The sequence below is a fragment of the Candidatus Accumulibacter sp. ACC003 genome (assembly GCF_907163085.1).
In the GTDB taxonomy this organism is placed as follows: domain Bacteria; phylum Pseudomonadota; class Gammaproteobacteria; order Burkholderiales; family Rhodocyclaceae; genus Accumulibacter.
The window spans coordinates 375,987-398,335 of record NZ_CAJQTX010000009.1 but is presented as its reverse complement, the minus strand read 5'-3'; the positions used below and the strand labels follow the sequence as shown (position 1 = coordinate 398,335).

Here is a 22,349-nt window from a genome sequence, read left to right as displayed (position 1 = left end):
TGAGAAAATGCCTGGGAAGTGTCAAGTTCGCGAATACAATGCCGAAGGTAGTCCTTTATCATTCGAACAGCCTGGGAGGGGATGCACCGTGGAACGTCGTCCCGTTTCGCCTCTCGCCAGAATTGCCGGGGAAGTCTTTCTCGTGGTGGCGCCGGGAGGTGGCAGCGAGTGCCCCGAGAAAGCTTTCTCGTCAGCTGAAGCGGAGTACGCCGCTGGCGAGTCCAAGGCCGTGGTGATTCGGCTGCGCAGTCTGCGGCAAAGCAATCCACAGTTCACCGACGCTCGTCTGCTCCTCGGCCAGATTCTTCCCGATCTCGGTCAGTACAACAGGCGGCCGGCTGATTTTCCGCCGCAGCACAGTCGCTCGCCCGAGGCGAGTGCCGACGTCCTCGCCAGCCAAGCCGACGCGCAGTTCATCACGGGCAACGTGGAAGAGGCGAAGACAGCGATTCGACACTCCGTCGAAGCCGGTCCCGAAAACCTTGCTGCGGCCATCTTGACGGCATCGATCACCGCCTCCGTAGGGAACCAGGAAGCGGCATCGTCGGTGATCGATACGCTCTTGTCTCGCCAACCGAAGTCGGCCGAGGCGCTGTCGGCCACGCCGACGAAAAGTCCTGATGTGTAACGTCCGCCTTCCTTGTTTGTTTTTCTTGTCCGCGCGAGGCCTAATGGGGAACTTGACTTCCGGCCTGGCTGCCTTGTTGATCGCCGTCGGGTCGGCGCATGCCGCAGACGGCTCGGCCATCGACTCATGGTCGCTGACGGGGCTGAAGGCACAGATCGTTCCGGCAATCTGGATCGCCGAGGGCAGTGAATTCGCCCGTCATGTTCCGTCCGATGGCGCCGGCTTTCTCGAAGTTCGTGGCCGTTTGCGTGTGCCGCCCGGCGCCCGCTTCGATCCGGTTGTGCTTGCCGAAATCCGGGTCAGGAACGCAGCAGGCGAGCGCCCGCAGGAACTGGTGACCTTCGGCGCGAGCATCGCGATGTGTCGTTACGTCGCTCGAGAGGTGTCCCGGCAAGATGTGTCGACCATGACCGTCGCCAAGGGAAGCCGCCTTTCTGCGTCGCGCGACAGCCCTGATGCGCCTCGGAAGCTGCGCTGGGAGGGGGAGGATGGCGATCTGTGCTTTGCTTTTCCCGCGGTAGCCAGGGTGGGCGACGAGCTGTTGCTCGAATTCGCCGGAGGGTCCTTCACTGTGCCGGTGATCGAGCAGGTGGCGGCGGCCACGAAGGCCGCCGATGCCGGCGAACAAGCCTCATCGAAACCCTGGGAACGGCTACGGAGCACCTCTCGCGCGGTCTGGGCGATAGCCGCGGCTGGCTTGCTGCTTCTTGGCTCAGGCGTGTTTGTCGCCTGGAGTTGGCGGCAGCGTCGGACGGCTGTCCCGGCAAGCAGCCCGGTATCAGTCCCGGTACCCGCGGGACCCTTTCTTGCCGCAGCCAGCGTCAAGGCAAGCGACGTTGACATTCGCCTTGCCGGTTCTGACGCCGAGCAGGAAAAGCTGGCCGAGCCGGGGCGGGTTTCTACACTGCACTGCCGCACCACCTTCGCCCCGATGGCAAAGAACGCCGGGCCGGGAAAGGCTGACTTCGACGCGGCTTTGCGCATGCTCCTCGGCGAGGAGTTTTGTGCGGCCGACGCACTGCTGGTTCAGGCCATGACGAAAGGGCTGGCGCCCGCCTTCGAGTGCGGCGCCTGGGCGCTGCGCGGGCAGGCGGCGGTTGCTCGGGGGCAGATGCAGTTGGCGATCCGGTGTTTTCTGAACGCCCTTGGTGGTGAAGAAGTCACGTTGCAGGCGGCTTTGCCAGCTGCCATGCATCTGGCCGTGATCTATCGGGCGCTGAAGCTGCGCGCCGACGCGGAAAAGATGGAAGCAGTTGCCAAGGCGATCAACAGGGTCGGCGTGACGCTCGACGCCGAAGCGGTCAGTGTGATCTTGCAGCATGCGCAAGCGTACAGAAACGCTCTCCGGGAAAAACGGCCGTCCTGGCTCAGAAGGCTGCTTGGGCGCCTCTTCCAACGATCGACTTCGACAGCCGCGTCATAAGGTCACTGCTGCCGACTGATGCTGTCGAGAACCGCCGACGCTTGCGCCGGGCCGATGTTTTTCAGAACCTTGTTCAGAAAGATCGGTGGCTGGCGTCAAGTCAACCTGATTTGTGCCGCTGCTTGGTCGCCATCGCCGGCCCCAACAAAGGCTCCTGCCAGCGTGCCTTGACGGCACCGAGCGAAGGCCACGGTCCACCGGAAGCGGCGGCGATCGACGGTCGAAAGCCCAAAAAAGACAAACTCAGTGACAGCCATGGCGAATCATTCAGCCCGAATCAGTACAGAGAAGTCGAGTTTTCCCACGTGACACCCCCGATCCAACGGGCGCCTTGGCAGAAACAACTGGCACGGGCTTGAACGACGCGGACGATCTGCAAGAGCGCCATGCGCGGCGCCCTGTGGTCGCTTCCGCTCGGGCCGGCAGCTGGCCATATTGTGCGCAGCGCATCTCTGCTATCCAGCCGTCGAAGAAAAAAGGCGGCTAAAAAGCCGCCGCCCTGATCAGAAGTCCTGATGACTTCAGCTGCGACGCCGCCGGCGGGCAAGCGATCCGCCGAACAGCCCGGCGGCCAGTAGAGCCAGGGTCCCCGGCTCGGGGATCGAAACCGGCTCCGTGGTAATCAGCGAGGCGAAATGGACGGTCGTGTCCTGCCCTTCAGGCGTCCGGAAACCGAGGCAGGGCGTGGGAGCGCCGACTGCAGTGCACGCTGCTGACGGGAGCGGGTTTAGCCCCGCACCCTGTTCAAAGAAGCTGATGAAATAGGTCTGATTCTGCAGAGGGCCGCCAACGCCGTCCAGGTCGTACTGAAAGGCGAAGTTGAGCGAGCCCTGATCGGTGACATAGATGTCGGCGCAACCAGCAGAATTGACTCCTACTCCGTTGGCGCCCCCGTCTGCGCACGGATTGGCGTCATTCGGCGTCTCCAGGAACTTCACGCCAAAGGTGATCGGTGCGGCGGGCAGACTAGCACCCCCTGGCGAGAACGGGGTTAGTATCAGGGTGGAAATGATATCGAGCGATTTCAGTGTCGTGCCAGTGATTGGTCTATTCCGGTGCGTGATGTCGACGTTCGCGACTGACGGGCCGTTGGTGATTACCTGCTCATTGCTTGGCGAGTTGGTGATGTCCAGGCCGCTTCGCCCTGATCCGGTGTCGGTACCCCAACGCAGGCTCTGGTTGTTGACGACGGTTACGCCGTTGGGCTGTATGCAATCGTTGGTGCTATCGCAGATGGTAGTCGTATTGAAAACGCTGGCAACGTTGACTGTCCAGACGTCGACAATGCCGTTGGTCATGTCTGCGTGCGCACTGAAGGGCACGAATGTAGCAGCAAGGCCGATAGTGCTCGCGACAAGGCATGCCAGTTTGTTTCTTTGAGTAATCATGTCAAGACCTCCGAGAAGTAGTCGCGCCCCTTGCGCGCTCAACACTGAATAGCAAGAAGCAGGCCAAGATAATATGTTCACATTAAATTAATACATAGGCAATTTCACGCCACGTCCCAGGCCGCCAGATGTAAAAATCTCCGACACCTCCGGAGCAATCGCTCGCGATCGCGGTGGCGGCGGGCCGCCACGCTTGCTGCCCGCCGCCTGCTCCGCTCAGCGAGCGTCCAGCAGCTTCCTGACTTCAGCGTGTTCGCGGAAGCTGTCACCGAGCTTCGCCAGGACCTCCAGCTCCCGGCGGGCGCCGGTCGGATCACCGGATTTGATCAGCGCCTTCGCCAGATTGAAGCGCAGGTTGGCCGCGTTCGGAGCGGCTGCGGAAGCCCGCCTGAGGATCTCGGTGCCGCGCACCAAATCGCCGCGCTCGACCAGGAGCCATCCCAGTGTGTCCAGGGTATTCGGGTCATCTGGCGCCAGCCGGCTGGCGCGCTCGGCGTAATCGAGCGCCATCGGATCGCCTGCGCGACCCGCCGCCCAGGCCAGATTATTGAGCGCCCGCAGGTTGTTCGGCGAGTCCGCCACCACTTCCTTGTAAATGCGTACGGCGGTGGGGTAGTCCCTGGCCGCCAGGGCGGAGTCCGCAAGATAGCTGCGGACAATAAGGTCCTTGGGATTCAATTTTGCCCAGTCGGCCGCCGCCTTGGCCGCCTCCGCCGTCCTGCCGGACTTGATCAGCGCCGAATGCAGGCCGATTACCAGCTGTGGTGCGTTCGACTTCTCGATCCCGGTCTTGAGGACGCGAACGGCCTCTGGCCAATTGCCCTGCTGAACGAAAGCCTTGGCCTCGAGAAAATAGCCCACTGGCGCGTCCGGCTGCGACCGCTGCAGCTCGCGTGCGGCCTCGATCATCTCCGCAGGGCTTGCGGCCGACCCTTGCAGTGCCAGCAGACGCAGGCCGGCGGGCCTGAAACCCGGCTGCAAACGAATCGCCTCGCGCAGGGTGGTGATGGCGGCGTCGCCGTCGCCATTCGCCAGCTGCAGGTCTGCCAGGCGAACCAGCAGCACCGGCGACCCGGACGAGCTCTCGATGGCCTTCGCCAGGGTGTTCACCGCCAGTTCGGGTTTGCCCGCCTGAATCTGCAACTCGGCGAGCAGCGTCAGCAGGCGCGTGTTGCCCGGAATCGCCCTGGTCGCCTCCTCGGCAACGGTCACGGCCCGATCGTAGTCTCGACGGCTGGCGTAAAAAGCGGCCAGTGAAACTCTTACGTTGACGTCCTTCGGCGCGACCTCCAGGGCTTTTACCACGACCGCGCGCACCGCATCGGCTTCCGAGTTGCTGTCATGAAGCCACTCCGCATAGGCCAACAGCAAGTCGGCATCCTGCGGTCGTTTGTCGATCGCGTCTTTGAAGCGCTTCTTCGCCCGTTCGCTCCTGCCGTCGGCGAGATCAAGGCGCGCCAAATGACGCAAGGGAGCGACCAGATCCGGCCTGAGCTCGTACGCTCGTTCAAACGCCGGCCTCGCCTCGGCCCTGTGTCCGGCCGCAACCAGCACTTCACCCTCCAGCGTAAGGATGCGCACATCGCCCGGACGTTTGTTGGCCATCGTCGCCAGAACTTTGAGCGCCTTGTCGAATTCCTGTCGCCCCACATAAAAATTTATCAGGAGGAGATCCGCCTCTATCGACGAGGTGCCCACAGCCGACGCTTCTATCAGGGTGTCGATGGCCCCGGCGTCACCGCTGGCCATACGCGCCACCGCCAGACTGGTAAGCGCCCTGGCGTCCTTTGCCCCGAGCGCGTTCGCTTTCTCGAACAGCGAACGCGCCTTTTTGGTATCGCCGGCGTTCAGGTACACCGCCGCCGCCGCCATCAAAGCGCGAGGTTGGTCACCCGCTCGTGAAACCATGTCCTGCGCCAGCAGTAAAGCACTGTCCACGCGGTGCGTTCGGAGCATTATCCCCATCAGAGCCTGCTGTGCCGGCAGGTTGTTTGGATCCTTCTCCAACACCTTGCTCAAACCGTGTTCAGCGAGCTCGTACGCTCCCAGCTCAGCATTGATCATCCCTGACAGGAGCAAGGAGGGACCGAATTCCGGAGCCGACTTCAGGGCCAGGGCAATATGGTCACGCGCCGCGGTCAGGTCCTTGTCGCGAAACGCCAGCAGCGCCAGGACGTGCTCGGTCTGCGGGTAGCCTGCCGCAGCGGCCTGCATGTTCTCGACCTGTTTTCTCGCATCTGCCATCCTGCCCGCTTGCCAGAGCAGCATGACCGCCGTGTAATGGGCGGCAACATCGGTAGGCCGGAGTTGCGTCAGCGTCTGCAGGGCCTGAATGGCGGCCTGCTGATCACCCTTCCCCTGGGCAATGCTCGCCTTGGCCCGCAAAGCTGCGACTGATTTCGGCTGACGCACCAGGACCTCGTCGATGGCCACGGTTGCGGCGCCGTAATCTCCCTCGACGCCGGTAATCAGCGCCGTCGCAATGGCGGCACCGAGATGGCCGGGACTGGCTTCGACGGCTTGCGAAACCGCCGCCTTTGCCGCCTCGACATGGCCCAGGATCAGTTGCGCGAACGCTTGACTGACCAGAACCTCGGCCCTGGCCTCGGGCATCCTGATCTGCTGCGGGGAAAAATCGGCGAGGACTTTTTTGTAGTCGCCGCGCTCCAGCAGCGCCCGAGCCAGCAAGGGCTTGATGATGTCGGTGTCGATTCCCGCGTCGAACGCCCGCCGCAGTTCCTTCTCCGCCGTGGTTGCATCGCCGTTCTCAAGGAGGAGCTGTCCGAGCAGAAGGCGCGCCTCGCCGTACTCGGGATCAGTCGCCAGGATGCTGCGCAGCCGAATGATGGCGGCGTTGGCTTGGCCACCAGCCTGGTCGACTCGTGCCAGGGCCAAGGACTCCTCGCGGTTTTTGCCACAAGCGCTCAGCGACACGGCCAAGACGATCGCCGCCGCGCTGCCAAGGAGACGACGGATGTAATAGTTCTCGGACATGACAGATTTCCTCCTGCGTTTTTTTTCGGTCGGGCCGCTTGTCTCCGGGCGCTTGTGAAGCGAGCGGCGGGCAAGCTGGTCGGCTGGGCATGCCACCCACTCAGCCCAAGCTTGCTTTCATTCAAGAATCCCGCCTGCTCCCGGTTTCCCGGACTACAAGGCGATGACGCTCGTAGTGGCGTCCTTCACAGTGGCGGGCAACGCACCGAGCCTGCGCTACGCAACGTGTTGGCGGAGAGCGCACCGATGGCATTCTGCGGTGCCTTGGTCGCTTCCAAAATCACCGACTGTTGAACGGCCAGAAGCACGGCCCTGGGAATTGTAATGCAATCGGCGGCGGCGTAATGGCGAGCGAGTCGGTGAATTGCCGAGTCCGTGCGGCGGCCGTTCAACAGATCGAGACGCTGTTCCAGCGGCCGAATGCAAGCCTGCCAGCCAGTCGTGGACTGAGGTTGGCACTTGAGTCGTCGAACCTCGCCACAGCGGTAGCCGCTTTCGTTGCCGTGGTTCGAAAGCTACGAGCGGCGTCAGGTCGCCGGGTTCCGGGCGCCTTTACCGCATACGCGGCGCGAATACCTTACAGGCATTATCTGCCGCCGGGCCGGCGGCGACGGCAAAAGCAACATCAATGCTTCCCGGTGAACGCCGCACGGATTATGATCGTGCGTTAGTGTGCCGCGCAGGCGGACCGCTTTGGGCTGGACGCCGGCAAGGATATCCAGGCGCAGGCCGCCAGCTTGCTGGCTGATTTACGGAAGCGTCGTCTCGGGGAGGAAGTGCGGTGGTAAAGGTGCCTGCTGTTCGGCGCAGGAAAGACAGGTTTGGCTTCTCCCTGGTCCTGGTCCTGGTCCTGGCTTTGGCTGTCGGCAGTCTGCTGTCGTTTTCGGCGATGGCGGCGACGGTTGGCAGCGTCTTTGTTTCGTACGCCGTCGACGACGTTCCACGCTATGCCAGCGAGCGTCTGGATGGCAGCTACCGGTTGTTCATTCGCGGCCAGGAGGTGCCAGAGGCTCGGCGCCGCGCGTCGTCGCCAGTGGCCCGCACGAGTGATCGGCAGGGCCAGCGGCAACTGACGCCCTTGATCGAACACTACGCGCGCGTCCATCGCGTGGCGCCGGAACTGGTCGCGGCGGTGGTCAGCGTCGAGTCCGGCTTCAACGCCGCGGCGGTGTCGCCGAAAGGCGCGCTGGGAGCGATGCAACTGATGCCGGCGACGGCGGCGCGCTATGGGGTGACCAACGCCGCCGACGCGGCACAGAATATCGACGCCGGCGTGCGTCACCTCAAGGACCTGCTCGATCTGCATCGGGGCAACGTGGCGCTGGCGCTGGCGGCGTATAACGCCGGCCAGGGAGCCGTCGCCAGGCACGACGGCCGCATCCCGCCTTACCGCGAAACCATGCTTTACGTACCGGCGGTCCTGGCCGCCGCCGCACAAAGGAACAAGCCGTGATCGTCTGCCCACCCATCGCCCGCCGCAATTCGCCGTCCCGGCAATCGTCAGCTGGCCGTCGCGGCCGCGCGACCATCGCTGCCGCGTCTGCCGTCGGCGGCTTTACGCTCCTCGAACTGCTGGTCGTCGTCACCATCATCGGTCTGCTCGCCGCCTACGTCGGCCCGAAATACTTTTCGCAGCTCGGCCGCTCCGAACAGGGCGTCGCCAAGGCACAGGTCGAGGCCTTCGCGCGCGCCCTCGATACCTACCGCCTGGAGGTCGGTCAGTATCCGAGTAGCGAAGAGGGCCTCAATGCGCTGCTCGTCAAGCCGGCCAACGCCGGCAAGTGGAATGGGCCCTACCTCCAGAAAGCGGTGCCGCTTGATCCCTGGGGTCGCGTCTACCTCTATCGCTCGCCGAGCGCCAGCGGCGACTTCGAGATCGTTTCGTACGGCAAGGACGGCCAGCCAGGTGGCACCGGCGACGCCGCCGACATCAACTATCCATGAGCAGGCGGCGGGACCAGAATGCGCTTTGAGGTGCGTGCCTTATCGCCCGACAACCTGGTCGAGACGCACACCGTAGACGCGTCGGATGCCGGCGAGGCCGCTCAACTGCTGCAGCAACGGCGATTGCAGCCGCTGTCGATCAAGGCCGCCAGCGGTGCCGGCGCCAATTCGCCGCACCTGCCGGGGCGCGCCAGCCGATCGTTTTCGCTGCTCCTGTTCAGCGCCGAACTGCTGGCCTTGCTTGAAGCGGGGCTGAGTCTGGTCGAGGCCTTCGAAGCGCTGCTCGACAAGGAGGCGGCGCCGACTTCGCGGGCGGTACTCGAGCGGCTGACCAGAGACCTGCGCGAGGGCCTGCGCTTCTCGGCGGCCCTGGCCCGGCAAGCCGAGGTCTTCCCGCCGCTGTACGTCGGCATCGTTCGCGCCGCCGAAGGAACCAGCAACCTGCCGCAGGCCTTGTCGCGCTACATCGACTACCAGACGCGACTCGACACGCTGCGTAACAAGGTTCTCAGCGCGGCTATCTACCCGGCGATCCTGCTCGCCGTCGGTTGCGGCGTGACCTTGTTCCTGATGGCTTACGTCGTGCCGCGCTTCGCCGGCGTGTACCAGGGCAGTGGTCGTTCGCTGCCGTGGCTGTCGCAACTGCTGATCGACTGGGGGCAATTCGCCGGTGCGCACGCCAAGGCCGTCATCTGGGGCCTGCTGGCGCTGGTCGCGGCGATCGCCTACTGGCTGCGGCGCTTCATTGGCAGCGGTCGCTGGATCCTTTTTCTGACGCGCTTGCCGGGAATCGGCGAACGCGTGCGGGTGATCGAGTTGTCGCGGCTCTATCTGACCACCGGCATGCTGCTCGAAGGTGGCATTCCGATCGTCGCCGCGCTGGATATTGTCGGCAACACCGTCTCGCCGAAGACCCGCGAGGCGCTGCGTCTGGCGCGGGCGATGGTCTCCGACGGCGGCACGCTGTCGCAGGCTTTTGACAGCAGCGGTCTGGCGACGCCGGTCGCCCTGCGGCTGCTGCGTGTTGGCGAAAGATCCGGGCAGATGGGCGCGATGTTGACGCGCTCGGCGATGTTCTACGAAGGCGAGAGCGCGCGCTGGATCGAACGCTTCGCCAAGGTTTTCGAACCCTTGCTGATGGTCGCCATCGGCCTGCTGGTCGGGCTGATCGTGGTCCTGCTGTACATGCCGATCTTCGACCTCGCGGGGAGCCTGCAATGAACGCCGTCGGCGACGCGCGTGGCGACAGCTTCGACGATGCGCTGTTGCAGAAAGCGCGCCAGCTGGCCAGTGTTTCGGGACGATCGGTGGTCGGCGAACTCGAAGCGCTGACCGGCGTCGAGCCGCGGCGCCTGGTCGCTGAACTGGCGCGGCGCTTTCGTCTGGTGGTCATGGACACCAGCGAGATGCTGGCGTGTGCGGCGGCCTTCGACCTGCTGCCGCTGGTCAGGGCGCAGCTGCGCGGTTGCCTGCTGCTGCGTTCACCGCTGGCCGGCGCCGCCAGTCAGATCGTCGGCGTGATCGCCGATCCCTTCGACAGCGATGCCATGGTCTGGCTGGCCAGCCTGGTCGACGCCCCGGTTCACTTCTGTCTGGCATTGGCGGCAGACATCCAGGCGTATCTGTCAAAGCACGAAGAATCGGTGCACGCCGTGCACTCGCTGGTGCACGAGACCAGCGCGACGCCGGAGCGCTACCAGAGCGCCGAGGTGCTCAGTTTCGCGTCGGTCAGCGGCGCCGCCAGCCCGGCCGTCAAGCTGGTTAACTCGACCGTCTATGACGCTGTGCGGGCCGCTGCCAGCGACGTCCATCTGGAGAGCACGCCGACCGGGATCACCATCAAGTACCGCCTCGACGGCGTCCTCGACAGCGTCGCGCAGATCAACGGCGTGGCGCTCGCCGAGCAGGTGATCTCGCGCCTGAAGGTGCTCGCCGAGCTCGACATCGCCGAACGGCGAACGCCGCAGGACGGCAGCTTCCGGGTGCAGGTGGCCGGCCGTGACATCGACCTGCGGGTGTCGATCATGCCGAGCATTCACGGCGAGGACGCGGTGGTGCGAATCCTCGACAAGCGCGGCGTGATCGAAGCGCATGGTTCGCTGACGCTCGACCTGCTCGGTTTTGACGAGCACTCGCTGAAAGTCCTGCGGCGCCTGGTCGCCGAGCCCTACGGGATGCTGCTGGTCACCGGGCCGACGGGTTCGGGCAAGACGACGACGCTGTACGGCGCAATTTCCGAGATCAACAATGGCCGCGACAAGATCATCACCATCGAAGACCCGGTCGAGTACCAGTTACCCGGAGTCCTGCAGATCCCGGTCAATGACAAGAAGGGCCTGACCTTTGCGCGCGGCCTGCGGTCGATCCTGCGGCACGACCCGGACAAGATCATGATCGGCGAAATCCGCGACCACGAGACCGCTGAAATTGCCGTCCAGTCGGCGCTGACCGGGCATCTGGTGCTGACCACGGTGCATGCCAACAACGTCTTCGACGTCTTCGGTCGCTTCACGCACATGGGCATCGACCCCTACGCGTTTGCTTCGGCGCTGAACGGCATCTGGGCGCAACGCCTGTTACGCGTCAACTGCGCGCGTTGCAGCGAAGCCTATACGCCCAGCGCCGGCGAACTCGAGCGTTTCGCGATGAGCGCCGACGAGCTGGCGCGTTGTGACTTTCGCCGCGGTAGCGGCTGCGGCGATTGTCGTGGCACGGGTTATCGCGGCCGCAAGGCGATTGCCGAGATCCTCAACCTCAACGACGAGCTGCGCGAATTGATCATCGACAAGCGACCGATCCGGCAACTGAAGGAAGCGGCCTACCGCAGCGGTACGCGCAGCCTGATGGCCGCGGCCCTGCGCCTGGTGGCGAGCGGTGAAACGACCCTGGAAGAGTTGCACCGTGTCACGCTTTCAGGCTGAGAGCCTGCTGCTCGGCTGCGCCGCCGACGGCGCCGTCTTGCTGACCGATCCGGTGCAGCCTGGTGCCGCCGTCGACATCCTGGCGACTTTGCCGGTGGAGCGCTCGGCAGGCGCCACGGCCGCCGGCCTGGCCGCTGCGCTGCCCGGTCTACAGCTCGACACCCGCGTCGCCGCCGGCCAGAAGTGCGCCTTGACGGTGACGCTCGACGACGGTCTGTGCAGGAGCTTTGTCGTCACGCCGCCGCGCGGCGCCCGCGGCCTGCGCGAACTGCGGGCCAGCGCGGCAGCGCGTTTCGCGGCGCTTTACGGCGAGTCCGCCGAGCAATGGCTGGTGGTCGCCGACTGGCACGCGCTGGCGCCGTTCGTCGCCAGCGCGCTGCCGCGCGCGCTCTGGCAGGCGCTACAGCAGTTGGCGCAGACGCGCGGCTGGCGTCTGGCGTCGGTGAGTCCGGCCTTCGTCCGCGTCGGCAACCGTCTGTGCGCGTCGATCCCGGCCGATGGTTGCTTGCTGGTCGGTTTTGCGCAGACCCTGACGCTGCTTGCCACGCGTGCGGATCAGGTCGCCGGGCTGCGCAGCCTGCGGCTGGCCGCTGCGCCGGACCTGGCCGAGCTCGAAACGCTGCTCGAACAGGAGCTTCTGCGATTGCCGGCCGCCACGGAGCGTGGCCGGCAATCGCTGCTCTGGGCGGGCGCTGCCGACTGGCTGCCGGCAGCGGCGACGCTGGCCGGCGTCGCGTCGCGGGTGATCCCTTCGCGCCGTGTCGTGACGCCCGCCGGCGGGCAGTCGACGGCCGGCCAACTGGCGTCGGCGGGCAGTTGCCGATGAAGCCGCTGCACATCGATTTCGTCGACCGGCCGCCGTGGCGCCTGCCGATTGCCGGGCGCGCCAGGACGATCCTGATCGCCCTGGCGACCGTCGTCTTGCTGGCTGGCGTGGCGCTCGCCTGGTACGCGCTGCAACTCGGTCGGCAGGTGGCCGAGACCTCGCAGGCGATCGCCCTGGCGCGCCGCGAATTGCTCACGCACACGCCACCAACGCCGCCGCCGCTGCGCCTCTCGGAGGCGCAGGTCCTGGCCATCAACGCCGCCATCGGGCAGCTCAATACGCCCTGGCCGGCGCTGCTCGATGGCTTCGAGAGCGTCGCCAGCGCCGACGTCGCCCTGCTGCAGATCGAACCCGACAAGCGGCGGCGACTGGTCAAGGGCGTCGCCGAGGCCAAGGACCACCAGCGGATGCTCGACTACCTGGCGGCGCTCGGATCGGCGCCACCGTTTGCTCGGGCGATGGTCACCCGGCAGGAAATCAACGAGAAGGATGCCAACCGGCCGCTCCGCTTCATGTTCGAAGCGCTGCTCGACGAGCCCGCCCAGGAGGGCCGGTGAACAAGCTGACGCTGATCGCCGAGCAACTGCGGCTGCGCGCCGAGCTGTGGCTGCAGCGCCACGGTCCGTGGTCGCTGGCGCTGGCGGTGATCGGCGCGGCGCTGCTGGCACTGGCCTTGATCGTGATTCCCGGGCTGCAAGCCGAGCTGGCCGACAAGCAGAACGAACAGCAGACGACTCTAGCCGAGTTGCAGACGCGCGCGCGTGGTGCGCCGCCGCCTGCCGTGCCTCGGCAATCGGCGTCGGAACGTCACTACCAGGCCTTCCAGCAGACGCTCGCCGACGACCGCCAGGTGCTGGCCAGCATCCAGGCCATTCTCGACTCGGCAGCCAGCCATCAGCTGCGCAGCACGCGTGCCGAGTACCAGCGTGGCCGTGCGCCCTTGGCCAACGCCGAGACGCTGCAGATGACCGTGCCGCTGTCCGGGCGCTATCCCGATGTTCGCCGCTGGATCGAAGAGATCCTCGCCACGCAGGCTTTCGTCGCGGTCAATGAACTGGCTTTCAAACGGGCGGAAATCGGCCTCGACGAGATCGAGGCCAGGGTTCGCCTGACCATCTGGCAGCACCCGGCGAAGCCGTCGGAAGGCCTTCGCGACGTCGCGACCGACGAGGCGGCGCGGTGAACGCCCGTCGTCTGATTCTTTTCGGCTCGTTGGTCGTCGCCGCGTGGCTGGCCTTGTTCGGCGACAAAACGCCGTCCGACCCGACGGCCGTCGTCGCGGTCGCCGTCGACCGCCGCCGCGCCGACGGCCGCTCTCTTCCCGCCACCGCGTCGGCCGAGGAAAAAGTGCTGAAGCTCGAGGTGGCGGCACTGATTCCGCGCGCGCAACTGATTCCGAGCGCTGCCGATGGACACGCGTATCGCGATCTGTTCGCGCCGCTGAGCTGGGCGCCGCCGCCGCGGCCCGAAAGATCGGCGAATCCGCCGCCAGCGATGGCGCCACCGCTGCCCTTCGTGTACCTTGGCAAGAAACTGGAAGCCGGGCAATGGGAGGCTTATCTCGGTAACGGCGAGCAGGTGTTCATCGTTCGCGAGGGGATGACGCTGGCCGGCATTTACAAGGTCAAGGCCGTCAGGCCGCCGACGCTGACGCTGATTTACCTGCCGCTGAAACAGTCGCAAACCATCCCGATCGGAGGATCACCCTAGTGAGCAAGGAACAATCGGCGCCGGGCCGACCGCGGGCCGGCTGGCGTCGCTGCCTGCTCGTGGCGGCAGCGCTGCTGCTGGCCGGCTGTGCGGCCCAGAACGCGTTCAAGGAAGGACAGGATCTTCTGGCGGCCGAGCAGGTCGACGCCGGGCTGGCCAGGATCCAGGAAGCGATCGCCCTTGAACCGGCTTCGGCCGAGTATCGCATTGCCTACCTGCGGGCCGTGGACCGCTACGTCACCGCCAGTATCGACAAGGGCGAACGCGCGCTCGCCGAAGCGCGTTACGACGCCGCCGACGCTGCCTTCCAGCGGGCACTGCAGCTGCAGCCCGGCAACGAGCGGGCGCTGGCGGGGATGCGCCTGGTCGCTACGGCACGTTTGCACGATCGCCTGTTCGCCGAAGCCACCGCCGCCTGGAGCAAGCAGGACCTGCTCGCCGCGCGCGCCAGCTTGCGCCAGATCCTGGCGACCAACCCGAAGCACGAGCGCGCGCTGGCGCTGTTGCGCGTGCTTGACGAGAGCAGCGCTCGCGTCGCCAAGGATTCGGTGCTCGCTGCCGCGTACCGCAAGCCGATCACCATCGAATTCAGGGATACGCCGCTGATGACGGTCTTTGAGGTGATTTCGCGAACGTCGGGCCTCAACTTCGTCTTTGACAAGGACCTGCGCGCCGATCAGCGGACGACCATCTATCTGCGCAACAGTAGCATCGAGGCGGCGATCAACGTCTTGCTGCTGACCAACCAGCTCGAGCAACGCGTTCTCGACGGCAACTCGATCCTGATTTATCCGAATACGCCGGTCAAACAGCGCGACTACCAGGAGCTGACGGTCAAGACCTTCTACCTGGCGAATGCCGACGCCAAGACCGTCGCCGCGACGCTCAAGACGATCCTCAAGAGCAAGGACCTGGTCGTCGACGAGAAGCTGAACCTGGTCATGCTCCGCGACAGTCCCGAGGCGATTCGCCTGGCCGAGAAGTTGATTGCCGTGCAGGACATACCCGAACCCGAGGTGATGCTCGAGGTGGAAATCCTTGAGGTCAAGCGCTCGCGGCTGCGCGATCTGGGCGTCAAATGGCCCGAGGCGATGGCTCTCCGGCCGCTGCCGCTGGAAGGGCTGACGCTCAACGACCTGCGCAACATCAACTCGTCGACGATCGGCGTTGCCGTCGGCCCGACGGTGATCAACGCCCGCCAGCTCGACAGCGACGTCAATTTGCTGGCCAATCCGCGCATCCGCGCACGCAACCGCGAGAAGGCCAAGATTCTGATTGGCGAGCGCGTGCCGAACATCACGTCGACGATTACCGCGACCGGCTTCTCGTCGGAGTCGGTCGCCTACATCGACGTCGGGCTGAAGCTCGACATCGAACCGACGATCTATCTCGACAACGAAGTGGCGATCAAGGTGACGCTGGAAGTCAGCAACATCGTCAACAAGGTCGAGACCAAGTCGGGAACGGTCGCCTACCAGATCGGCACGCGCACGGCGACCAGCGTCCTGCGCCTCAAGGACGGCGAGAATCAGCTGCTCGCCGGTTTGATCAGCGATGAGGACCGGCGAACCGCCGACAAGCTGCCTTTCCTGGGCGATATCCCGATCCTCGGCCGGCTGTTCGGCAGCCACAACGACGAAGGGATCAAGACCGAGATCGTGCTCTCGATCACGCCGCGGATCATTCGCAACATTCACCGTCCGGAGGCGCATCTGTCGGAATTCGGCGCGGGTACCGAAAGCAATTTCCGTGCTCGGCCTGAGGGAGGCGGTGCCGGCACCTTGTTCGGTGTGTCGGCCGCTACGGCTAGCGGCGGTGCCTCGCCACTCGGGTCGGTGGCCAACCCGGCGGCGATTGTGGCCGCTGGCGCTGGCAGCGTGCCGCTGCCGTCGCCAGCCGGCGGCGGCGCGGCGGCGGCTTCGGCATCGATGGCCGATGGCGAGGCCGCGGTGCCGCCCGGTGGCTCGGCGCAGTTGCTCTGGCAGGGCCCGACCGACATCAAGGCGGGTGACACTTTTGCGCTACAACTGGTGATGCAGGCCGATCGGCCGGTGGTCAGCCTGCCGCTGGCGATCGCTTTCGACCCGCGCCTGCTGCAGGTCGCCGGCGTCAGCGAGGGGGGCTTCCTTGGCCAGGGGGGGGCGCAGACCAGTTTCACCTATCGCGTCGATCCCGGCGGGCAGCTGCTGATGACCGCGACGCGCTCCGGCGATGGCGGCGCGACCGCTGCGGATATCGTCGCCACGGTCAACTTCCGCGCCGTCGCGGCCGGCAGCTCGCGCGTCGAGCTGATCACCATCGCCCCGGTCGCTGCCGGTGGGGCAACGATCCGCGCCAATCTGCCGGGTCCGCACGTGCTGACCATCGAGCAGTGATCGATGATGGCGCCGACCGGGGGTTCGCTGTGCCGACCAAAGCCGGCGCCGCGCCGAGCAGCGCGTGGTTTTTCGCTGATCGAGCTGCTGATTACCCTCGCCGTCCTCGCGGTGCTCGCCGGGGTTGTCGTGCCAGTAGCCCAGACGGCGGTGCAGCGCAGCAAAGAGCAGGATCTCGGACGTGCCTTGCGCGAAATCCGTGGCGCCCTTGATCAGTACAAGAAGGCCGCTGACGAAGGTCGCATCAACAAGGCGGTGAGCGACAGCGGCTACCCGGCGACGCTGCAGGTGCTGCTCGAAGGCGAGGAAGACCTGCGTGACCCCAGGCATCGCAAGATTTACTTCTTGCGCCGGATTCCCCGCGATCCGATGCATCCGGACGCCCGCGTCTCACCGGCCGACACCTGGGCCAAGCGCGCCTACGCCAGCGAACCCGACGCCCCGCGCGAGGGCGACGATGTGTACGACGTTTATTCGAAATCCGGCGGCGTCGGACTGAACGGCGTGCCGTACCGGCAATGGTGACGAGCAGCGGTCGGCGCCGGCCGTCGCGGCGGCGCGAGTGTCTGGGCTTCACGCTGATCGAGTTGCTGGTCGTGCTGTCGATCATCGCCCTGCTGCTGACGCTGGCGGTGCCGAGGTACTTCAACAGCATCGATACGGCGAAGGAAGCGGTGCTGCGCGAGAATCTACATCTGGTTCGCGAAACGATAGACAAGTTCTATGGCGACAAGGGGCGCTATCCCGACAGCCTCGACGAACTGGTCAGTGAGAAGTACCTGCGCGCGCTGCCCTACGACCCGGTCACCGGCAGTGCCGGCACCTGGCTGCTGATTGCCCCGAGCGGCGCCGACGCCAAAGGCGGCGTGTACGACCTGAAGAGCGGTGCGCCCGGGGCGAGCCGCGATGGCCAGCCCTTCGCCGACCTCTAGCATGGAGAAACATGGCGATCGCGACCGCATGGCCCGCAGCGAGGCCGGCTTTACCTACCTTGGGCTGCTCATCCTGGTCGCCATCCTGGCGCTGGCGAGCAGTGGCATGCTGACGCTGGGCAGCATTGTCCAGCGGCGGGCGGCCGAGCAGCGACTGCTCGAAGTCGGCGCCGCGTACCGTCAGGCGATCGCCAGCTACCTGGACAGCAGCCCGGCGGGTGACCGCCGTTACCCGGGAACGCTCGCCGAGCTCCTCAGGGATCCGCGTTATCCCGGCGTTCGTCGGCATTTGCGGCAGCTCTACGCCGATCCGATCAGCGGTGGCAACGAGTGGGGGCTGCTTGCCGCCCCCGGCGGTGGCATCATGGGCGTTCACAGTCTGTCAAAGGCGCAGCCGATCAAGGTCGCCGAGTTTGCCGCCGAGGATGCCGCTTTCGAAGGCGCGTCGAGCTATTCGGAATGGATCTTCAGCGCCGCGGCTGCGCCGACAGGGCTCGTTGTCGTGCCTGGCCAGGGCCTGGCAGGCGGCACGCTGCCGCTGCTGCCAGCACCACTGCCCGGCACTGCTGCCGCGCCGCTTCCGACCACAGATCCCCTGCCTGGGCGGCCGGCGCCTCCGCCGGCCGCCAGACCCTGATCGGCACGACCACGAGTTGGGCGATGGCGACGCGCCGGCGGGTTACTCTTGTTTGCAGCCGGGGCGGCCCTCGACGGCGGTCGTCAGGCGCCGCGGCTGACGATCATATTTCGCTTCAAACGGCGATGGCGCTGTGCTAAGGTCAGGTTTCCTGTCTCGGAGGGAAAGATGATGACTACTCGATTGTGTTTTCGGAAATTTGGCAAGGCCGCGTCGGCCGCGTGCCTGGCGCTGCTGTTTGCTGGCGGTACCGTTGCCGCCGACGAGTTGCCGCTGGTCGATGGCACGCAATGGACGACGTCTGCTCCGGAAGTCAAGAAGGCCTATCTTATTGGCCTGGCGAATGCGATGCAGATCGATCGCGCGTATCAGGCCGAATCTTCGCGCGCTTCCGCGGACGATTTCTCCTTGATCGCTGCCAAGGGCATGCAAGGGCAGACGCTGGACGCGGCGTCCGTAACGCTGGACAAGTGGTACGCCGCCAACCCCGATCGCTTGCAGCGGCCGGTGGTGGAGACGATCTGGTTCGAAATGGTCGTGCCAGGACTCAAGAAAAACAAATAACGGAGACGAGAGATGAAAAGAACCGGATTGGCTCTGGCGACGGTTGCGGCGCTGTCGGTGATGGGCTGCACGAACATGACGCCGCGTGAGCAGGGAACGGTCAGTGGCGCGGCGATTGGCGCTGCCGCTGGCGCTGGCATCGCGGCCATCTCGGGCGGCAACGGCTGGACCGGCGCCGCGATCGGTGGCGTTATTGGCGGCACGGTCGGCAACATCAAGGGCAAGAATCAGCAGGAGCAGCGCGGCTACTGAGCGGCCAGCGCGTCTTGCGCAGATCGGCCGGCGATCGTTGGCCGGAGAGAAGAGCCGCGGTAGCGGCTCTTTTTATTTGGTGATCGCCGCGTTGCGGCCGGAGAATTGGTCGCTGAGGCGGAATGCCGCATCGCTGATGTCGCTGCGCGGGTTGTAGTTGCAGTAGCGCGTGACGTGTTTTTCGACCGTGCCGCTGGAGATTTCCGATACCTGCTGGCTGCGGTTGGCGTAGTTGTGGCCGGTGATCACGCCGCGCACCCAGGCGACGTAGAGCGCGCGTTGCTCGGCGTCGTTTTTCGATTCCGACCAGGCACTGCACGACATGTCGTCGAGGCCGAGGATCTTGATTGGCACTTCGCCAGCGCCGACGCCGCTGCTCAGCGTCATCGCCAGCGCCAGACCCGCGCACCGGACGACGCAGCGGACATATTTCCATCGCGACATTGAGTTGCTCCTTGCCAGGTGATCTTCTGAAGGCCCCGATTGTCCGCGCTAAGACTCGACTAGTCCATGCCGGCGAGCAGTCCGGGCACGCGGCAGGCATGCAAGTCCTGGCCGCACAATCGTCGCGCCGAGATGGTCGCGACCTGGCGCCGATGTCGAGCTGCCGGGCCACATCCCAACGTACGCCGCGAGTACAATCGCGGTCTCCTATTCGCGGGCCAGCTACATCATGATCGGTCAACTCTACATCGTCACGGCTCCATCCGGCGCTGGCAAGACAACGCTGGTGCGGTCCTTGCTTGAGAAGGATTCGGCGATCCGGCTGTCGGTTTCTCACACTACGCGGGTGCCGCGTGCCGGCGAGCGCGATGGTGTCGACTACCATTTCGTTGGCGTGCAGGACTTTCTCGACAAGGTCGGCAATGACGGTTTCCTCGAGTGGGCAGAAGTGCATGGCAACTACTACGGTAGCTCGGCGAGCGCTATCGAAGCGGCCCTGCAGGCCGGCCAGGATGTGCTGCTGGAGATCGACTGGCAGGGCGCGCAGCAGGTGCGCCGATCGTTTCCGGCGGCCATCGGCGTCTTCATCCTGCCGCCTTCGGTCGACGAACTGCGACGTCGCCTGTGCGAGCGGGCTACCGACAGTGCCGAAACCATCGCCCGCCGTGTCGCTGCCGCGCGCGAAGAGATGCGGCATGTGGGTGAATTCGACTATGTTATTATCAATGACGACCTGTCGCGTGCGCTGCGCGACCTGTTGACGGTAGTTCACGCCTCGCGGCTCCGTTACGCTGTACAGCGTCAGCGCCAATCCGCCCTGTTCGCAACAATGCTCTGATTCTCGTGGGAGATTTACATGGCAAGAGTGACCGTAGACGACTGTCTGCACCGCATCCCGAATCGCTTTCAGATGACCCTGGCAGCAACTTACCGTGCGCGTCAACTGGCCGCTGGCGCATCACCGCTGATTGACCCCGGCCGCGACAAGCCGACGGTAATCGCCCTGCGCGAACTGGCTGCGGGCATGGTCGGTCTGGAAGTTCTGAACCGCGGTCAAGCCTGACCGCGGCACGCCTTGCTTGCCCAGTGTGTGATCGTGGATCCGGTTGCCGCAGCAAGCACAGCTGTTGAGCCAGCAGTGGCTGATAAGCCCGCGGACTTTCTGCCGCCGGAAGACGATCCGGCTTACCGCGTTTTCATCGACAGCCTGAGTTACCTGCCGGCGGAAGAAATCCAGCTCGTGCGGCAGGCGTATCTGTTCAGCGAGGAGGCACATCGCGGGCAGGTCCGGCAATCGGGAGAGCCCTACATCACGCACCCATTGGCGGTGGCCGGGGCGATCGCCGAATGGCAGATGGACGTCGAGGGCGTGGTCGCCGCGCTGTTGCACGACGTGATGGAGGACACGGCGGTTGGCAAGGGCGAGATTGTCGAGCGTTTCGGCAAGCCGGTCGCGGATCTGGTTGACGGACTGTCGAAACTCGACAAGATCGAGTTCCAGTCGCAAGAAGACGCCCAGGCAGAAAACTTCCGCAAGATGCTGATGGCCATGGCCAGCGACCTGCGGGTGGTGTTGATCAAGCTTGCCGATCGTCACCACAATCTGCAGACAATGGCTGCCGTGCGCGCCGAAAAGCGTCGCCGCATCGCCCGCGAGACGCTGGAAATCTACGCGCCAATCGCCAACCGGCTGGGTCTCAACAAGCTCTTCAGCGAGCTGCAGGATCTCTCCTTTCGCTTGATCTATCCGATGCGCGCGCGCGTTCTCGGACGCGCGCTCAACGCCGCGCGTGGCAACCGGCGCGAGTTGCTGTCGCGGATTCTCGAAGGCATCAAGGGCAAGCTGCTCAGCGCCAACATCGCGGCGCAGGTCTTCGGTCGCGAGAAGAGTCTCTATTCGATCTACCGCAAGATGCTCGACAAGCGGCTCTCGTTTTCGCAGGTGCTGGACGTTTACGGTTTTCGCGTGGTCGTCGACGACGTGCCCACCGCCTATCTCGCGCTGGGTGCGCTGCACGCGCTCTACAAACCCGTTCCGGGAAAGTTCAAGGACTACATCGCGATCGCCAAGCCGAATGGCTATCAGTCCCTGCATACCACGCTGATCGGCCCGCACGGCACGCCATTCGAGTTGCAGATACGCACCGAGGCGATGGACAACGTGGCGCAGGAAGGGATCGCTTCGCACTGGCTATACAAGGACAGCGACGCCTTCGGTGCCGAACTGCAACAGAAAACGACCAAATGGTTTCACTCGCTGCTCGACCTGCAGAGTGCGAGCGGCGATTCTTCCGAGTTCCTGGAGCACGTCAAGGTCGACCTCTTTCCGCACGAGATCTACGTGTTCACGCCCAAGGGCAAGATCATCCCCTTGCCGCGCGAAGCGACGGCCGTCGACCTGGCGTACGCGGTGCATACCGACATCGGCAATCATGCCGCTACGGCCCGGGTCAACTTTACCGCGGTGCCGCTGACCACCCAACTGACCAACGGCGATCGCGTCGAGATCCTTACCGCCGCCGATGCCCATCCGGTCGCCGATTGGCTCAATCACGTCAAGACCGGTCGGGCCCGCAGCAAGATTCGCCACTACCTCAAGACGGCGCAGAATGACGAGTCTATGGCGCTCGGCGAGAAGATGCTTGGCCAGGAATTGCGGGCCCTCGGCGTCGCCGCCTCCGAGGTGCCGGTGGCACGCTGGAAGAGCGTCCTGCGCGACTCGGGCAACAAGTTGATCAAGGAGGTCTACACCGACATTGGTCTCGGCTTTCGCCTCGCCGGTGTCGTCGCGCGCCGCCTGTTGACCCTCGAAGATGCCAGCACGCAGCCGGTCGGCAAGCTCGGAGCCTCGCTGCTCATCCGCGGTACCGAGGGCATGGCCGTGCAGTTTGCGCCGTGCTGTCAGCCGATCCCGGGCGACCCGATCATCGGCTCGATCTGGAAAGGGAAAGGCCTGGTCGTCCATACGCACGATTGCCCGGCGATTCGCAAGGCGCGCGGCGCCAGGCCAACCAAGTGGATCGATGTCGAGTGGGAGCCGGAGCCCGGCAAGCTGTTCAGCGTTCGTCTGCAGATCGTCGTGCAAAACACGCTTGGTGCCTTGGGACGGATTGCGACCGAGATCTCGACCTCCGGAACGAACATCGAGCACGTCAATATGGACGACAAACGCGCCGGCCTGTACTCGACGCTGCATTTTACCGTCCAGGTTGCCGATCGCACGGCACTGGCGCGGCTGATGCGCAGCCTGCGCCGGATCCCGGAGGTGGTGCGCATCGCCCGTGATCAAGGGCTTCCTGCTTGAGCCTGGA

General features: G+C 65.0%; 22 protein-coding genes. 19 read left to right on the top strand and 3 right to left on the bottom strand.

What is annotated here, in order from left to right:
- The first annotated feature begins 88 nt into the window (after positions 1–88).
- On the top strand, positions 89–628 hold the full coding sequence (locus QZ656_RS20235; RefSeq protein ID WP_291995079.1) for a hypothetical protein: 540 nt from the start codon (positions 89–91) through the stop codon (positions 626–628).
- 250 nt (positions 629–878) lie between these two features.
- The gene (locus QZ656_RS20230) at positions 879–2,051 is read left to right on the top strand and encodes a hypothetical protein (protein WP_291995078.1); all 1,173 of its coding nucleotides are present in this window, start codon (positions 879–881) and stop codon (positions 2,049–2,051) included.
- 521 nt (positions 2,052–2,572) lie between these two features.
- On the opposite strand, the gene QZ656_RS20225 is transcribed toward QZ656_RS20230, so the two are convergent.
- The gene (locus QZ656_RS20225) at positions 2,573–3,439 is read right to left on the bottom strand and encodes a THxN family PEP-CTERM protein (protein WP_291995077.1); all 867 of its coding nucleotides are present in this window, start codon (positions 3,437–3,439) and stop codon (positions 2,573–2,575) included.
- Between the two features lie 216 nt (positions 3,440–3,655).
- Positions 3,656–6,433 (bottom strand): XrtA/PEP-CTERM system TPR-repeat protein PrsT, encoded by a 2,778-nt coding sequence (gene prsT, locus QZ656_RS20220; protein ID WP_291995076.1) that lies wholly within the window; start codon positions 6,431–6,433, stop codon positions 3,656–3,658.
- 790 nt (positions 6,434–7,223) lie between these two features.
- On the opposite strand from prsT, the gene QZ656_RS20215 reads away from it, so the two are divergent.
- The 14 genes from QZ656_RS20215 (at position 7,224) to QZ656_RS20150 (ending at position 18,594) form a co-directional block, all read left to right on the top strand.
- Positions 7,224–7,886, top strand: a complete 663-nt coding sequence (locus tag QZ656_RS20215) for a lytic transglycosylase domain-containing protein (protein ID WP_291995075.1) — start codon at positions 7,224–7,226, stop codon at positions 7,884–7,886.
- 74 nt (positions 7,887–7,960) lie between these two features.
- Positions 7,961–8,377: a type II secretion system major pseudopilin GspG gene (gene gspG, locus QZ656_RS20210; RefSeq protein ID WP_291995268.1), complete on the top strand. Its 417-nt coding sequence runs from the start codon at positions 7,961–7,963 to the stop codon at positions 8,375–8,377.
- Between the two features lie 18 nt (positions 8,378–8,395).
- Positions 8,396–9,598 carry a type II secretion system F family protein gene (locus QZ656_RS20205; protein ID WP_291995074.1) on the top strand — a complete coding sequence of 401 codons (1,203 nt, stop codon included), beginning with the start codon at positions 8,396–8,398 and terminating at the stop codon, positions 9,596–9,598.
- Positions 9,595–11,298, top strand: coding sequence for a GspE/PulE family protein (locus QZ656_RS20200; RefSeq protein ID WP_291995073.1), 1,704 nt, complete (start codon positions 9,595–9,597; stop codon positions 11,296–11,298). Before QZ656_RS20205 ends, QZ656_RS20200 begins: the two co-directional genes overlap by 4 nt.
- Entirely contained in the window at positions 11,279–12,124 is an 846-nt protein-coding gene (locus tag QZ656_RS20195) for a hypothetical protein (protein ID WP_291995072.1), read from the top strand. Before QZ656_RS20200 ends, QZ656_RS20195 begins: the two co-directional genes overlap by 20 nt.
- Positions 12,121–12,681: a hypothetical protein gene (locus QZ656_RS20190; RefSeq protein ID WP_291995071.1), complete on the top strand. Its 561-nt coding sequence runs from the start codon at positions 12,121–12,123 to the stop codon at positions 12,679–12,681. Before QZ656_RS20195 ends, QZ656_RS20190 begins: the two co-directional genes overlap by 4 nt.
- Positions 12,678–13,307, top strand: a complete 630-nt coding sequence (locus tag QZ656_RS20185; protein WP_291995070.1) for a hypothetical protein — start codon at positions 12,678–12,680, stop codon at positions 13,305–13,307. Before QZ656_RS20190 ends, QZ656_RS20185 begins: the two co-directional genes overlap by 4 nt.
- On the top strand, positions 13,304–13,834 hold the full coding sequence (locus QZ656_RS20180) for a hypothetical protein (RefSeq protein WP_291995069.1): 531 nt from the start codon (positions 13,304–13,306) through the stop codon (positions 13,832–13,834). Before QZ656_RS20185 ends, QZ656_RS20180 begins: the two co-directional genes overlap by 4 nt.
- Entirely contained in the window at positions 13,834–16,209 is a 2,376-nt protein-coding gene (locus QZ656_RS20175) for a secretin N-terminal domain-containing protein (RefSeq protein WP_291995068.1), read from the top strand. The genes QZ656_RS20180 and QZ656_RS20175 overlap by 1 nt, the downstream gene beginning before the upstream one ends.
- Positions 16,210–16,215: 6 nt before the next feature.
- A complete protein-coding gene (locus QZ656_RS20170; RefSeq protein ID WP_291995267.1) occupies positions 16,216–16,734 on the top strand; it encodes a type II secretion system protein in 519 nt (172 codons plus the stop codon).
- Complete coding sequence (locus tag QZ656_RS20165) at positions 16,728–17,141, top strand: prepilin-type N-terminal cleavage/methylation domain-containing protein (RefSeq protein ID WP_291995067.1); 414 nt, start codon at positions 16,728–16,730, stop codon at positions 17,139–17,141. The genes QZ656_RS20170 and QZ656_RS20165 overlap by 7 nt, the downstream gene beginning before the upstream one ends.
- Position 17,142: 1 nt before the next feature.
- Positions 17,143–17,778 (top strand): type II secretion system protein, encoded by a 636-nt coding sequence (locus QZ656_RS20160; protein WP_291995066.1) that lies wholly within the window; start codon positions 17,143–17,145, stop codon positions 17,776–17,778.
- Positions 17,779–17,949: 171 nt separating this feature from the next.
- Positions 17,950–18,342, top strand: coding sequence for a hypothetical protein (locus tag QZ656_RS20155; RefSeq protein WP_291995065.1), 393 nt, complete (start codon positions 17,950–17,952; stop codon positions 18,340–18,342).
- A gap of 12 nt (positions 18,343–18,354) precedes the next feature.
- On the top strand, positions 18,355–18,594 hold the full coding sequence (locus tag QZ656_RS20150) for a YMGG-like glycine zipper-containing protein (RefSeq protein WP_291995064.1): 240 nt from the start codon (positions 18,355–18,357) through the stop codon (positions 18,592–18,594).
- A gap of 72 nt (positions 18,595–18,666) precedes the next feature.
- Here QZ656_RS20150 and QZ656_RS20145 read toward each other — a convergent pair whose 3' ends face one another.
- Complete coding sequence (locus QZ656_RS20145; protein ID WP_291995063.1) at positions 18,667–19,038, bottom strand: hypothetical protein; 372 nt, start codon at positions 19,036–19,038, stop codon at positions 18,667–18,669.
- A 229-nt stretch (positions 19,039–19,267) separates the two neighbouring features.
- On the opposite strand from QZ656_RS20145, the gene gmk reads away from it, so the two are divergent.
- The 3 genes from gmk to QZ656_RS20130 all read left to right on the top strand — a co-directional run bounded on the left by gmk (position 19,268) and on the right by QZ656_RS20130 (position 22,342).
- Positions 19,268–19,876 (top strand): guanylate kinase, encoded by a 609-nt coding sequence (gmk, locus tag QZ656_RS20140; protein ID WP_291995062.1) that lies wholly within the window; start codon positions 19,268–19,270, stop codon positions 19,874–19,876.
- An 18-nt stretch (positions 19,877–19,894) separates the two neighbouring features.
- Positions 19,895–20,101: a DNA-directed RNA polymerase subunit omega gene (gene rpoZ, locus QZ656_RS20135; RefSeq protein ID WP_291995061.1), complete on the top strand. Its 207-nt coding sequence runs from the start codon at positions 19,895–19,897 to the stop codon at positions 20,099–20,101.
- A gap of 75 nt (positions 20,102–20,176) precedes the next feature.
- Positions 20,177–22,342 (top strand): bifunctional (p)ppGpp synthetase/guanosine-3',5'-bis(diphosphate) 3'-pyrophosphohydrolase, encoded by a 2,166-nt coding sequence (locus tag QZ656_RS20130; protein WP_291995060.1) that lies wholly within the window; start codon positions 20,177–20,179, stop codon positions 22,340–22,342.
- The last annotated feature ends 7 nt before the right edge of the window (positions 22,343–22,349 follow it).